The sequence below is a fragment of the Flavobacterium sp. UBA7680 genome, assembly GCF_002482975.1.
Classification (GTDB): Bacteria; Bacteroidota; Bacteroidia; order Flavobacteriales; family Flavobacteriaceae; genus Flavobacterium.
This window is the reverse complement of the sequence record NZ_DLHA01000019.1, coordinates 647,410-662,333: the sequence shown is the minus strand read 5'-3', so window position 1 is coordinate 662,333 and position 14,924 is coordinate 647,410. Positions and strand designations below refer to the sequence as shown.

General features: G+C 35.9%; 15 protein-coding genes. All 15 read left to right on the top strand.

Features of this window, described 5'->3' with window-relative positions:
• Positions 1-10 precede the first annotated feature (10 nt).
• The 15 genes from B3C18_RS07815 (at position 11) to B3C18_RS07745 (ending at position 14,920) form a co-directional block, all read left to right on the top strand.
• Entirely contained in the window at positions 11-1,426 is a 1,416-nt protein-coding gene (locus tag B3C18_RS07815) for an MBL fold metallo-hydrolase (RefSeq protein WP_291144945.1), read from the top strand.
• Positions 1,427-1,452: 26 nt separating this feature from the next.
• A complete protein-coding gene (locus tag B3C18_RS07810; RefSeq protein WP_291144942.1) occupies positions 1,453-1,770 on the top strand; it encodes a rhodanese-like domain-containing protein in 318 nt (105 codons plus the stop codon).
• Between the two features lie 11 nt (positions 1,771-1,781).
• Positions 1,782-1,985 (top strand): YgaP family membrane protein, encoded by a 204-nt coding sequence (locus B3C18_RS07805; RefSeq protein ID WP_291144939.1) that lies wholly within the window; start codon positions 1,782-1,784, stop codon positions 1,983-1,985.
• Between the two features lie 7 nt (positions 1,986-1,992).
• On the top strand, positions 1,993-2,199 hold the full coding sequence (locus B3C18_RS07800; protein ID WP_291144936.1) for a hypothetical protein: 207 nt from the start codon (positions 1,993-1,995) through the stop codon (positions 2,197-2,199).
• The gene (gene trxA / locus B3C18_RS07795; RefSeq protein WP_291144933.1) at positions 2,192-2,509 is read left to right on the top strand and encodes a thioredoxin; all 318 of its coding nucleotides are present in this window, start codon (positions 2,192-2,194) and stop codon (positions 2,507-2,509) included. Before B3C18_RS07800 ends, trxA begins: the two co-directional genes overlap by 8 nt.
• A 509-nt stretch (positions 2,510-3,018) precedes the next feature.
• On the top strand, positions 3,019-3,720 hold the full coding sequence (locus B3C18_RS07790) for a peroxiredoxin (RefSeq protein ID WP_291144929.1): 702 nt from the start codon (positions 3,019-3,021) through the stop codon (positions 3,718-3,720).
• 18 nt (positions 3,721-3,738) lie between these two features.
• Positions 3,739-5,004 carry an NAD(P)/FAD-dependent oxidoreductase gene (locus B3C18_RS07785; RefSeq protein ID WP_291144925.1) on the top strand — a complete coding sequence of 422 codons (1,266 nt, stop codon included), beginning with the start codon at positions 3,739-3,741 and terminating at the stop codon, positions 5,002-5,004.
• Positions 5,005-5,154: 150 nt separating this feature from the next.
• Complete coding sequence (locus B3C18_RS07780; RefSeq protein WP_291144921.1) at positions 5,155-6,465, top strand: TolC family protein; 1,311 nt, start codon at positions 5,155-5,157, stop codon at positions 6,463-6,465.
• Between the two features lie 2 nt (positions 6,466-6,467).
• Positions 6,468-7,556, top strand: a complete 1,089-nt coding sequence (locus tag B3C18_RS07775) for an efflux RND transporter periplasmic adaptor subunit (RefSeq protein ID WP_291144919.1) — start codon at positions 6,468-6,470, stop codon at positions 7,554-7,556.
• Between the two features lie 45 nt (positions 7,557-7,601).
• Positions 7,602-10,793, top strand: a complete 3,192-nt coding sequence (locus tag B3C18_RS07770; RefSeq protein WP_291144915.1) for an efflux RND transporter permease subunit — start codon at positions 7,602-7,604, stop codon at positions 10,791-10,793.
• 20 nt (positions 10,794-10,813) lie between these two features.
• On the top strand, positions 10,814-11,155 hold the full coding sequence (locus B3C18_RS07765; protein WP_291144911.1) for a hypothetical protein: 342 nt from the start codon (positions 10,814-10,816) through the stop codon (positions 11,153-11,155).
• Positions 11,156-11,187: 32 nt separating this feature from the next.
• Entirely contained in the window at positions 11,188-11,373 is a 186-nt protein-coding gene (locus tag B3C18_RS07760; protein ID WP_414655344.1) for a YgaP family membrane protein, read from the top strand.
• A gap of 465 nt (positions 11,374-11,838) precedes the next feature.
• The gene (locus B3C18_RS07755; RefSeq protein WP_291144908.1) at positions 11,839-12,300 is read left to right on the top strand and encodes a hypothetical protein; all 462 of its coding nucleotides are present in this window, start codon (positions 11,839-11,841) and stop codon (positions 12,298-12,300) included.
• Positions 12,301-12,726: 426 nt separating this feature from the next.
• Positions 12,727-13,392 carry an IS6 family transposase gene (locus B3C18_RS07750; protein ID WP_291144905.1) on the top strand — a complete coding sequence of 222 codons (666 nt, stop codon included), beginning with the start codon at positions 12,727-12,729 and terminating at the stop codon, positions 13,390-13,392.
• Between the two features lie 625 nt (positions 13,393-14,017).
• The gene (locus B3C18_RS07745) at positions 14,018-14,920 is read left to right on the top strand and encodes a BRCT domain-containing protein (protein ID WP_291144902.1); all 903 of its coding nucleotides are present in this window, start codon (positions 14,018-14,020) and stop codon (positions 14,918-14,920) included.
• Positions 14,921-14,924 lie beyond the last annotated feature (4 nt).

Sequence of the window (14,924 nt, the reverse complement as noted above, 5' to 3'; positions counted from 1 at the left end):
CTAAAATAAGATGGAAATAGAACAAATATATACTGGTTGTTTAGCACAAGGAGCTTATTTTATTACTTCTAATGGAGAAGCTGCTATAATCGATCCCCTTAGAGAGACACAGCCATATCTTGAGAGATTAGAACGTGAGGGGGTGATTTTAAAATATATTTTTGAAACCCATTTTCATGCTGATTTCGTGTCAGGGCACATTGATTTAAAAAACGAGACAGGGGCACCAATCATATATGGTCCCAATGCTGCATGTGAATTTGATTGTGTGTCAGCAAAAGATGGACAGGAATTTAAACTAGGTAATGTAAAGATAAAAGTTTTACATACACCGGGACATACTATGGAAAGCACCTGTTTTTTACTCATTGATGAAAACGGGAAAGATACAGCCTTGTTTTCAGGTGACACACTGTTTATTGGTGATGTAGGCAGACCAGATTTAGCCCAAAAAGCAGCGGACATGACACAAGAACAATTGGCCGCTGTCTTATTCCGTTCCTTAAGAGATAAAATAATGACTTTAGGAGATGACGTCATTGTATATCCTGCTCACGGAGCTGGAAGTGCCTGCGGTAAAAACATGAGTAAAGAAACCGTCTCAACTATTGGAGAACAAAAGCAATTTAATTATGCGCTAAGAGCCAACATGACCCAAGCCGAATTTATAAAAGAAGTTACCGATGGTTTAATGCCTCCACCTGCTTATTTCGGAATGAACGTAGCGATGAATAAAAAAGGATATGAAAGTTTCTCTACAGTATATAATAACGGAATGAGAGCTATTAAAGCAGAGGAATTTGAAGCTGTAGCCGACCAAACCAATGCTTTAATTCTCGATACGCGTAATAATGATGTTTTTTCAAAAGGATTTATTCCACAGTCAATCAATATTGGTATTGATGGCGATTTTGCTCCCTGGGTAGGTGCATTGATTGCAGATGTAAAACAACCTATACTGATCGTTTGCGAGCAGGGTTTTGAAAAAGAAACTGTTACCCGTCTAAGCCGTGTTGGATTTGATAATTTAATAGGACACCTAAATGGAGGTTTTGCAGCATGGCAAAAAGCAGGAAAAGAAATAGATACAGTAAACAGAATTTCAGTAGAGCAATTTGTAAATGAAGTAAAAATTGGGGAAAGTAAAGTGATTGACTGCCGAAAAGAAAAGGAATATGAGGCAGAGCATTTAGAGGATGCCTATAGCAAACCTTTAGCTAACATCAATCAATGGATAAAAGAAATCAATACTGAAGAACATTTTTACTTACACTGTGCAGGCGGCTATCGCAGTATGATTGCCGCTTCTATTTTAGAATCCAGAGGCTACAGAAATTTCACTGAAATTGCAGGAGGATTTAATGCTATAGCAAAAACCAAACTTCCTACCACCGATTTTATTTGTCAAAGTAAAATTTTAAAATAATTAATAAACTTTTAAAAATTAAGAATATGTTCGAAATACTCAAAAATATGTTTTCAAATAAAAGAAACAACAATTTATCCGAAATAGTAAACGATGGGGCATTTCTGGTGGATGTACGTTCGTCTTTAGAGTTTTCCTCCGGAAAAGTAAAAGGCTCGGTAAACATCCCTGTAGATCAAATCCAAAATCAGCTGGCTAAATTCAAATCCAAAAAGAACATTGTGGTGTTTTGCAGAAGCGGTGCCCGAAGCAGTCAGGCAATAGCCATTTTAGAGCGAAATGGAATTACAAATGTGACTAACGGTGGTACTTGGAAGAATGTCGGGTCACTTTTAGTAAAATAAAAAAAGAAATCATGAAAAAAAATATGGGAAGAAAAGACAGGCTAATGCGAATTGTGTTAGCTGTCGTGGTGGTAATTTTATATTTCACCAATACCATTAGCGGGGCTCTCGCAATTGTTTTGGGAGCCTTAGCTGTGATTTTTGTATTAACTAGCTTCATTAGTTTTTGCCCCCTATATGTTCCATTTGGCATCAATACATCTTCTGAAAAGTAAATTTTATATGAAACAACTTCTATTTACAAATTGGTATATCATGCGTTGGATCAGATTGGGTTTGGCTCTTTTTCTATTCTTTCAGGCATACAGTACACACGAATGGTTTTTTCTGGTCTTTGGAGTATTCTTTTTAGCTCAAGCCATTTTTCACTTAGGCTGCGGTGCGAAAAGCTGTCAGGTTTTCTATACTAAAAAAGGTAAGCATGAATGATTCATTTCAGGATATTATAAATTCCGACAAACCTGTTTTAGTAGATTTTTATGCTACCTGGTGCGGCCCTTGTCAAATGTTAGTTCCCGTCCTCAAACATGTAAAAGACAGTTTAGGGGATAGAATTACGATTATTAAAGTTGATGTCGATAAAAATGAAAAACTAGCATCTAAATATCGGATTAAAGGAGTACCAACCATGATGCTGTTTCAAAGTGGTGTACAACTATGGAGACAATCCGGAGTATTATCTAAAGAAGAGATCATTGAGGTTATTTTTAAATTTAGTAATAAAAAAAATACGGAATAAAACTCTGAGGGATATCATATCAAAGTGTTTTTGTTAGAGCAGAGTTCACTAAAAAAAACTTAGCAATTTTATTTTTATTTTCCTGAAATACATTAGAGAGGTGACTGTAATTACAAAGCAATCACAAAAGAAATTCTAATCTACGCACTTTAAAGTCAAATTAATAAAATTAGTTTTTTGTTAATCGGTCTATTTTATAACATTCTCATTGCACCTACTAGCGGGCTTCAATAATACTTAAATGCAAAAAAAATCAAAGAGAAAGCAAAACATTAAAAAACTGTTTGGGAAAAATGGGAAAACGCCCTAAGGATGAAAAAGAAGTGCTTTGGGTTAAATAGTTTTGTTTTCAAGGGTTGATTATAAAAGTGTCTTAGTAATAAGACACTTTTTTTTGTTACAGATCACTTTTGAATGTGATCAATATCATTTCTATTGGTTAATCCTCGCAATACCTTTACCATAAAGGGTTATTGTTTATGATAACACCACTTAAAAAAAAACTGAATATGGAACCAATCGAACAACAAGTAGTCTCAATGCCCAGAATTGGGGATAAGGCACCCGAATTTAAGGCAGTAACTACACAAGGAGACATTAATTTTCCTTCTGATTACAAAGATAAATGGATTATTTTCTTTAGCCATCCTGCTGATTTTACACCGGTATGCACCTCTGAGTTTATGACATTTGCCAAAAGGGAATCTGAGTTTACAGCACTTAACTGCCAATTAGTGGGGCTTTCGATCGATGGTTTATTCAGTCATATTGCTTGGTTAAGAACCATAAAAGAAAAGATCGAGTTTAAAGGCATGAAAAATATTGAAGTGAAATTCCCATTAATTGAGGATATAACAATGGAAGTAGCAAAGAAATACGGTATGATTCAACCTGGTGAGAGTACCACTAAAGCCGTAAGAGCCGTTTTCTTCATCGACCCAAAAGCAATGATACGCGCCATTATTTACTATCCGCTTTCCATGGGCAGAAATTTTGACGAATTAAAAAGAGCCTTAATAGCCATGCAGACAGCAGATAGCTATGATATTGCAACTCCTGCCGATTGGCAACCTGGTGATGACGTAATTGTACCAACAGCTGGTTCTTGTGGTCTGGCCAAAGAAAGAATGGAAGACAAGCAGGAAATGACCTGCTATGATTGGTTTTTCTGTACCCAAGCCCTGCCTTTGGAAAAGGTGAAAACAAAATAATTCAAAATAACAATTATCATGTCAAAACCACATATAGTTATCCTAGGCTGCAATTTTGCAGGACTAACCACAGCAAGGTATATACATGCTGTGGTTAAGGACAAAGCTGATATTACGATAATAGACCGAAAATCGCTGCTCACCTTTGTACCGAACATCCCCATGCAGGTTTTGGCAAATGTCAATCCTGCAATTGACTTACAGTTCAAATTCATGTCGTTTTTAACCCATGATGGCAGCGAGTTCATTCAGGCAGAAGTAACCACTGTTGATCCGCAAACCAATACAGTTTTTTATCAGCCAAATGAACGTGCAGGCCATCCGGTTCGCAGGCTGCAATACGATTATTTGGTTGTAGCACTTGGTAATCGCCTGGCATACGATAAAATTGAAGGGTTTAATGAAAATGGCCATAGCGTAACTGATGTGTTCCTTGGGAATCGCTTACGCAATTATTTGCACAAAGAGTATAAAGGCGGTCCCATTGCTATTACTTCCGATATTTTTCATCAGGGCAAAAGCGATAAATTACCCGCGAATTTACCGATTGCCTTAACGGCTTGTGAAGGCCCGCCTGTCGAGATGGCTTTTTCATTAGCACATTGGTTAGAAAAGCAAAACAAAGGAAAAATATCGACCATATTTTTATCAACGCCAGCTAAAGTAATTGCAGAAGATGCCGGAGAAACAATTCTGAATCAGTTATTGCCAATGATGGACAGGATGGGCTACAATTATCAGGCAAATACCCAAGGCATCAAAAAAGTGCATAAAGGCGGTATCGAATTCAATGACGGTTCTACACAAGAAGCAGAAGTAGCCATACTGTTCCCAGACTGGCAGGCGCATGATTTCTTAAAAGCGCTCCCTTTTACTGATGATATGGGTTTTGTAATCACTGATTTATACATGCGCAATCCTGATTATCAGAATATTTTTGCAGTTGGTGATGCAGCATCCATTACAGTTCCCAAAATTGGTTCATTAGGACACATGGAAGCTGAAGTTTTAGCTAATACTTTGGGAAAAGAACTAGGTATCATTAAAGGCGATATCACCCCTATGGAATTCGAATTGCTTTGTATGGGAGATATGGGGGGTATAAAAGGATTTTATATGCGTACTAATGAATGGTGGGGCGGAAAAGAAAGTCATCTAGAAATGGGATTAACACCTTATGCGCTCAAAATGGGCTTTAAACAAATGTATTATACCCTTGGGGGTAAAATTCCACATTGGGGTTTGGCGCTAAGTGAAATTATTGGTGACCATACAGTAATTTAAAGCCTAATAAATAGACTTCGGTATAGTTTAATATGATTTTAATATGGTGTCTAAAAAGTATAACAGCCTCTTTTTTTTGCTGTGTGACAAGAGTTACTGACCAAAGAAAATAGCAGACCTAACTTTGCCTAATCATTCAGAAAAACAATTATGAAACATAAATTTCTTATCACGATCGGAATTTTTAGTTGCTCACTTTTGGGTTACAGTCAAGATACAATTACTATAGCTAAAAAAGACCTTATTGAAAAAGTTTCTCAGGCCAATTTGCAAATACAATTGGCGCAAAAGACTTATCAGGCCTCCAAGGCAGAGTACCAACAATCCAATGCACTTTTTTTGCCCAGTATTGCAGCAAGTCATACTGCTATTTCAACCACAAATCCATTAATGGCTTTTGGTTCCAAACTAAATCAGGAAATTTTAACAGCTTCCGATTTCGATCCAGCGCTGTTGAATGATCCTGCAAAAATCCAAAACTTTGCCACAGTGATCAGTGTGCAGCAACCGCTGCTGAATGTGGACGGACTATACGAGAGAAAAGCAGCTAAAGCTAAAATGATAGCTTATCAACTCCAAAGTGAACGTACAGTAGAATATATCCAATTAGAAGTCAGTAAAGCCTACATGCAATTGCAGTTGGCTTATAAAGCAGTTTCTGTATTAAGCACAGCAAGCGCAACAGCTAAAGCAAACCTAAAGTTAGTGGAGAATTATTTCAAACAGGGTTTGGTACAAAAAACAGATGTTCTGAACGTGCAAATTCGGGTTAATGAGGTTTCCAATCAATTCCAGTATGCCAAAAGCAACATTCAAAATGCATCAGATTATTTGTGTTTTCTCTTAAATGAGGATGTTAAAAACAAAATATACAAACCTTCGGATGAACTGGAAAATTCAATTGCAGTAACCGCTACAGCAACACAGGTACCTCAAAGCAGAAAAGATATACAAGCGATGGTGCAATCAACGTCTGCTTATCAAAAATTATATATGTCAAGTAAAATGAATTTCTTACCAAGACTGAATGCCTTTGGGAGCTATGAAATGTATGACCAAACATTATTTGGCACCAAAGCCAACGGGTATATAGTCGGGGCACAATTATCATGGAATGTATTTGACGGCTATAAATCCATCGGTAAAATGGCCAAAGCAAAAGCTGATTTTCAAAAAGCAGCTTTGGAAAGCGAACAATATAAAAAACAGAGCCAATTAGAGGCCAGTAAGACCAATCGCCAATTACAGGATGCGGAAAACAAAGTAAAACTCTCGCAATTGGCTTTTGAACAATCAAAAGAAGCCTACCGAATCCGTCAAAACCGTTTTGTACAGGGCTTGGAAAAAACTACCGATTTACTGCAAGCGGAAACCCAAATGATTCAGAAGGAACTCGAACAGCTGCAGGCAGTGTTCGAATATAATTTTACTAAACAATATTTACAATTTTTAACCAATTAATGATGAAAAAGATATATATACCATTACTTACAGTGGGATTAGCACTGATGGTTTCCTGTGGAAAAGAAAACAAAGAAGTAGTTAGTAACGAACCGGTAATTTTAGTGAAAGTTAGTAATATCGCAGCCAATAATAATGGTGAATTTATAACAGCAAGTGGAAAAATAGAAGCAGAGAACAGTGCTAATATTAGTACTCGAATGATGGGATATGTGACTAAGGTTCATGTTAAAGTAGGGCAAAAAGTGGCAGCACGACAACTTTTGGTCAGTATCAATAACACTGAATTACAAGCCAAAAAAGCTCAGGTAGATGCTGCTGTTTTACAGGCTGCGGCAACTTTTAATAATGCTAAAAAGGATTTTGAGCGTTTTACGGCTTTGTTTAGCCAACAAAGTGCTTCCCAAAAAGAATTAGACGACATGACCTCTCGCTACCAAATGGCAAAAGCTGGTTTAGAAGGTTCCAAACAAATGCGTAACGAAGTTATGGCACAATTCTCCTATTCCAATATTATCGCTCCATTCTCAGGGGAAGTGACCAGTACCTTTGTCAAAGAAGGCGATATGGCCAATCCGGGCATGCCATTAGTAAGTATTGAAGGTGCCTCACATTTACAAGTAACCGCTATGGTTTCAGAGAGTGATATCACTTTGATTAAAAACGGAATGGACGTAAAAATTCTTGTAAAATCAACTAATCAGGAATTGACAGGAAAAGTAATTGAAGTCAGTGGCTCGGCCAGGAACACTGGTGGGCAATATTTAGTGAAAGTCAATCTGAATGCTACCGGAAGTAAAGTCTTATCGGGTATGTTTGTAAATGTACAATTCCCATTGGTATCCAAAAAGCAAACTGCAGCAATATCATCCAGTAAAGTTATTGTGCCCGAGAGTGTTTTAGTGCATCAGGGACAACTGACCGGAATTTATACCATAGGCCATGGAAATACAGCCATTTTAAGATGGTTACGCACCGGTAAGACGTACGGTAATCAGGTAGAAATATTATCGGGTTTATCCACCGGTGAACAATATATTGTTTCAGCCGAAGGAAAATTATATAACGGTGTACAAGTGAAAATTGATTAATTCATTTTCAAATTCTCACATTCTCACATTCTCAAATTATAAATCATGCAAGAAGGTATATCAGGTAAAATAGCCCATTTTTTTATTCACTCCAAATTAACCATTTTATTAATGGTGGGTTTGATGATAATAGGCGTTTATAGTTCATTTTTAATTCCTCGTGAAGAAGAACCGCAAATCAATGTGCCCATGGCAGATGTGATGGTGGGATATCCGGGAGCTAATCCAACAGAGGTAGAAAGCCGTGTGGTTAAACCCTTAGAGAAGGTCCTTTCCAATATCAAAGGTGTAGAACATGTGCATAGTATGGCCATGAACGGACAGGCCATGTTGATTGTTCAATTTTATGTAGGTCAGGATGTGGAACGATCCTATGTTAAATTATATGACGAATTGGCTAAACATGAGAACATGTTTCCCCAAGGCGTTTACAAACCTATCGTAAAAACCCGTTCTATTGATGATGTTCCGATGTTAGGATTAACGCTTTGGAGTGATAAATTAAGTGATTTCGAATTGCGCCAGGTCGCTGAAGAAGTGACATCAGAAGTGGAAAAAGTAAAAGACGTAGCGATCACTCGTGAAATTGGTGGCAGAAACAGGGAAGTAAAAGTGGTGCTCGACAAAGATAAAATGGCCGAAAACGGTGTGGATGCCTTGACTATTATGCAAATGATTCAGGCTAATAACGGCAGCGCTCAATCGGGTAGTTTTGTAAATGACGATAAAGAATATTTAGTCACTACTGGACAGTTTTTAAAATCATCACAGGATGTTGAAAACCTGGTAGTAGGAGTTAATGCCAATATGCCGGTATATTTAAAACAAGTAGCCAAAGTAGAAGATGGGCCTTCAGCGCCAAAAAGTTATGTGTCTTTTGGCTATGGCAAAGCGAATGAAAAATTTAAAACGGCAAAATCCGAATATCCTGCAGTAACTATCTCCATCGGGAAAGTAAAAGGTGCTGATGCCATGAAGATTTCGGAAAAGATATTGGAACGTGTACATCAATTAAAGAAAACTATTATCACCGATGATGTTCATGTTGAAGTAACCCGAAATTATGGAGAAACCGCTTCAGATAAAGTAGGTGAGTTGCTAATGCACTTAGGCATTGCCATTATTGCCGTGACGATTTTGGTGATTCTGGCGATGGGCTGGCGTGGTGGACTGGTAGTGTTTTTTTCAGTACCGCTAACTTTTGCCTTGACTTTATTTGCTTATTATCTATTAGGTTACACACTAAACAGAATTACGCTTTTCGCCTTGGTTTTTGTAGTTGGTATCGTTGTGGATGACAGTATCATCATCGCCGAAAACATGCACCGCCATTTCAAAATGAAGCGGCTGCCATTCAAGCAAGCAGCAATCTATGCTATTAATGAAGTTGGCAACCCAACCATTTTAGCCACATTTACTGTTATTGCTGCGATATTGCCAATGGCGTTTGTGTCAGGTATGATGGGGCCTTATATGAGTCCGATGCCAATTGGAGCTTCGATTGCGATGCTGCTTTCTCTTTTTGTAGCTCTAACAGTTACGCCTTATTTGGGGTACCATTTATTGCAGGAAAAAGAAACACAAGAACACAAAGCTGAAGATGGTTTAGAAACCTCATTCATTTATAAAATCTACAATAAACTTGAAAGGCCTTTATTGGAAAGCAGTAAAAAAAGAAGACTTTTAGTGGGTATTACGGTGTTGCTTTTACTAGGTTCGGTAACTATGTTTTTTACCAAATCGGTAGTCGTAAAAATGTTGCCTTTTGATAATAAAAACGAATTTCAATTGGTGATTGATATGCCTGAAGGAACTACGCTGGAAAGAACAGCAGCGGTGACACAGGAAATAGCGCAATACCTTTCAAATGTTCCTCAGGTAGTCAACTATCAAAACTATATTGGCACATCAGCCCCCATTACGTTTAACGGATTGGTTCGCCATTACGATTTGCGTGGCGGTAGTAACATGGCAGATATTCAGGTTAATTTGCTGCACAAAGAGGATCGCAAGATGCAAAGTCACGGTATTGCCAAAGAAGTTCGCCCAGAGGTGCAGAAAATTGCCGAAAAATATGGGGCAAATGTCAAAATCATTGAAGTCCCGCCAGGACCTCCTGTGCTATCCACTTTAGTGGCTGAGGTTTATGGGCCAAATTACAAAGACCAAATCAAGGTAGCCAATCAAGTCAAAAACATTTTGGCAGCAACTCCTGATATAGTAGATGTGGATTGGATGACCGAGGACAATCAAACGGAATACAGACTTGAAGTTGACAAAGAAAAAGCTATGCTCAACGGTATTGCTCCGCAGCAAGTAATAGGAAACCTTACTTATCTTTTAAAAGAATATCCGGTTTCTAACCTATATGATGAAACCTCAAATGACAATGTGGCAATAGTTTTATCCCTTGATGACAAAGATAAAACCAGTTTGCAGGATATTGAAAACTTGAAAATTAAAGGAAATCATGCTAATATGATACCTGTTAGCGATTTAGTAAAAGTCGTTCAGGACACTTTACAAAAAACAATATACAGAAAAGACCAAAAAAGGGTAGTGTATGTAACGGCAGATATGGCGGGCGCGTTAGAAAGTCCTGTATATGCTATTTTAGGCATGAATGAAAAACTGGCAAAAATGAAATTACCTAAAGGTTACAAAGTCAACGAACTCTATATGGAGCAGCCTGCTGATGAAAGCGATTTTACAGTAAAGTGGGATGGTGAGTGGCAAATTACCCTAGAAGTATTCCGTGATTTAGGAATTGCTTTTATGATTGTTATTGTGATTATTTATATGCTGATTGTGGGTTGGTTTCAGAACTTCAAAACGCCAATGGTCATGATGATGGCCATTCCACTTTCCTTAATCGGAATTGTATTGGGACACTGGTTATTGGGAGCTTTCTTTACCGCTACTTCTTTTATCGGAATGATTGCGTTAGCCGGAGTTATGGTAAGGAATTCGGTACTGCTCATCGACTTTATTGAAATCCGGTTACAAGAAGGGATCCCTTTAAAACAAGCCATTATTGAAGCTGGCGCCGTGAGAACTACTCCAATATTATTAACCACCGGAGCTGTAGTAATAGGGGCTTCTATTATCTTATTTGATCCTATCTTTCAAGGATTGGCAATATCATTAGTATTTGGCGCCATAGTATCAACCATACTGACACTATTGGTTGTGCCGCTGATCTATTATGTTACTGAAAGGAAAAAATGGGAAAAGTAATTCTTTAAAAAGTAAGAAAAATGAAATTAGTAATTATCACCTCCAATATAGCTTTTCAAAAGGATATCAAAGTCATTTTGAAAAAAGCAGGTGTCAAAACCTACTCGTTCAGTGAAGTAACAACTTACATGGATTTTTCAGATACAGCAACCACTGAGAATTGGTTTGCCTCTGAAGTAAATGAAATGGAATCCATTTTCTTTTATGCTTTCGTTCAAAAAGAAAACGTGGATGAAATTTTTCAATTGGTCAGCAATTTCAATGCTGTTCAGCAACCCATATCACAAATTCGTATAGCGGTTCTCAATATAGAAAAATCAAATGATCTAGGTGCAGGAGCACCAAGCGAGCTGACGCGGTAATCTAGAAGTATAACATTAAAAAAAATAAAAAAATGATCAACAGAATAATAAGAGCCATAGCTGGAAGCTTTATCTTAATTAGTCTTGTATTGGCTATTTACATCAATCAAAATTGGCTTTGGTTTACTGCCTTTGTGGGAGCTAATCTTTTGCAGTCATCTTTTACCAAATGGTGTTTAATGGAAGAAATTTTAAGAAAGTTTGGTATCAGAGATTAAAAATTAAAAAATGATGTAGTTTGCTATAAAAGCATTGAGTAAAAAAAGGAAGAGTATATTTGATTAAAATAACTACCATTCCTAGGGCCAGCAAATTCAAAGAAAATACAGAATAGCAGCCTGGTGTTCAAAATGGTTGTGTTCTTATTAGCGCACGGGTGCCACGGAATTTTTTGTTCAGAACTCTTAAACCTAAATCCACAGCGCAAGTGTATAAAACCGCTGTGGATTATAACTGTTTTAAGCAGATGCTTTAATGAAATAATCTAATGGATTACCTGATTTCAGAATGCCTGATTTCTCCTCCTGTTGTCCCTGTTTGCTGCGCAAAATATAGTACTACAAAGCGGTACGCTATTAAATGTTTGTTAATAATAAAGTTAATGTGATACATATCATACTTCTCCTTTGGTGTAGTAAGTACTTTTGAGTGAAGTTTTTTTTACAAATTTAAACTAGTTAATCATGAAAAGTTTTAAAAACAAAGTATGGATTTTACTCTTTGCATTGCTGCCAGTCATTAGCATTGCACAAGGAGGAAGTGGTGGTTGGTGTTCGAATAATAATTACAGCAGGCTTTTTAATCCAGCAACTATCGTTGAATTAAAAGGAACTATTGTTACTGTTGAAAAAATAATTCCTGAAAAAGGAATGTCAAATGGCATTCATCTTGTCTTAAAAACGGAAGCTAAAGAAAATATAACTGTTCACCTTGGTCCAGAATGGTATCTAGACAATCAAGACATTCTATTTGCCGCTGGCGATAAAATCAAAATAAAAGGTTCTAAAGTTACTTATGAAAATAAAATGGCTATAATAGCAATGACGGTATGGAAAGGAGATTATCATCTCGATTTAAGAGACGCTAAAGGAAATCCCAAATGGAATGGATGGAAAAGAGCGCAAAAAAACAAACCTAACAGATAATCATACTCTTAAAACTGACTTAAAACAAGGGAATTCTTTATTCTTAATAAACTAGTTTTTAAAAGAGTGTTAGAGTATTTTAGCACTCTTTTTTATAATTATCCCTGCAATGTGATTGATATCACTTCTACAGGTTAGAAGATGCAATACCTGGCTCTGTAGCATCTGGGAATAACTTTTATCTTTAGAATTTTAAACGCATCGAAAAATGAAGACGAAGGTCATTGCTATCAGAAGTCTATTATACTGCAGGCAGCATATTTTAAGGTTAGGTTTACATTAAGTTATCGGGATGTTGAAGAAATAATGAAGATAAGGGGAGTGATTATGATCATGCCAGGATCCAACGCTTAGTTTCTAAGTTAAATCTGGTTCTGTCGCGTCTGGGAATAACTTTTATCTTTAGAATTTTAAACCGATCAAAAGATGAATACTAAAGGTCATTGTTATCCAAAATACATAATTCTTCAGGCAGTATATTTCAAGCTAAGATTTACACTAAGTTACCGGGATGTTGAAGAACTAATGAAGATTAGAGGAGTCATTGTGGATCATGCCACGATTCAGCGTTGGGTTTATAAGTTTGCACCTTTGCTTGAGGCAGAGATGAAGAAGAGAAAAGGCAGAGTGGGGGCAAGCTGGAGATTGGATGAGACCTACATCAAAGTAAAAGGTATTTGGTGTTATTTATATCGAGCAGTAGATAAATTAGGCAATACAGTTGACTTTCTTTTGACCAGAAAAAGACAAAGAATGAGTGCTCAGTCATTTCTAATTAAAGCAATTGCTAATAATTACCGGCCAAGAGTAATAAACATTGATAAAAGCGGTTCTAATACCGCAGCGATCAAAGTATATAATAAACGTTCATTCACAAAGATTAAAATCCGGCAGTGTAAATATCTCAACAATATTGTAGAACAGGATCATCGTTTTATAAAGTGGCGTATACAAAACGGATTAGGTTTTAAAAGTTTTGAATCGGCCAGACGAACATTGAGCGGAATTGAAGTTGTGCATATGCTGAGAAAGAATCAAATGGTTAGACCAGGGATAACTATGTTTAAATCATTTTGTAAATTGGCAGTTTAACTTTTAAATCATTTAAAAACTTATATTTTATTGTGACAGATGCGACAGAACCATTAGTGATCATTATAGTTTTTTCTGCATTAAAAAACAAAATAATGTCATGAAATGATGGGACTAAAACAAAGACTGCTAGATAAGGCAGATGTTTCAGGTGAGTTAACTTTACTGACAATTGAAAGAATGGAGAAGGAGCTAAATAAAATGAAAGAGAAACTTGCTTTAATTAATCAGAAGTGAATGAGGTAATAAAAACGATGGATCTAACTAAGAGGTTTTACATTAAACTAGTCTTTTAGTTTTTGTTTGTATAGTCAAAAAAAAACGGTAGATTGGTTCTTTAAACTAATCTACCGTTTTTGCTCTTCTTTTAATTTTTTATTTTGAATATTCGTTTAAAGAAACAGGTATAAATACTCAGTGGTTGATATCTCTTAATCTTTATATTTGAAAAGACAATATGGTTTTCCGTAAAAAAGATTCATAAATTATAATAATATTTGTTTTTAGCACTAAATTCTAATTAGCAAGTTAAAAAATTATTAGATATTGAAGAATCAAATTGTTAATAAGAGTAATATATGTTAGTAAGAAAGTCATTGAATGTTTTATAAAAGCAAGTTAAGATATGAGTAATATAGATCAAGAGTTATTGAAAATTTACACTTCAAAATCTCAAGCAGACAAAGCTATTAGTTCTCTAAAAGGATTATTGGTGGGTATTAAATCTGATGAAGAAGTGAATGAAAAAGAAATTAATGAACTTAAAAAATGGGTTAATACACATAAGGAATTAATAAATCGTAATCCATTTAATGAGTTCATGACAATTATTGAAGAAACTATTTCAAATAAAATACCTCCTAAAGAAACAATTGAAGATTTATTTTGGCTGTGCCAAAAATACGAAAGTGATAATTATTACTATAACGCGGTAACTACAGATCTTCAAACTTTGCAAGGTATTTGTCATGGAATATTATCTGATGGAGAAATCAGTGATAAGGAGATATTTGAATTGAATACTTGGCTTTCTGAAAATGAACACCTAAATACATATTATCCCTATGATGAGATTAGAAGTTTAATACTATCAATATTATCAGATAATCAAATTGATGACGAAGAAAGAATAGTTCTTAAAGCCTATTTCAAGCAATTTGTAAAACTGCAGGATTCAGAATTACAAAAACAAATTGAAATAGAAACATCTGATATTAATATTTCTGGTCTTTGTACAAGTGAACCAATCGTTGATTTTGATGGTAAAACATTCTGTATTACAGGAGTATTAAAAAGAGGTAATAGAGAAACCTTGCAAAATCAGATTAAAAAATTAGGAGGAATACCCACAAATAGCATTAATAAAAAAACGGATTATCTAATTGTAGGAGATAATGGAAATCCAGCTTGGGCATTTTCCTGTTATGGGCGAAAAGTAGAAAAAGCTTTAAGTTTACGAAAAGATGGTCATACAATTACAATGATTCATGAATTTGATTTTTCAGATATTATAGATGACCTAATTTAATTAC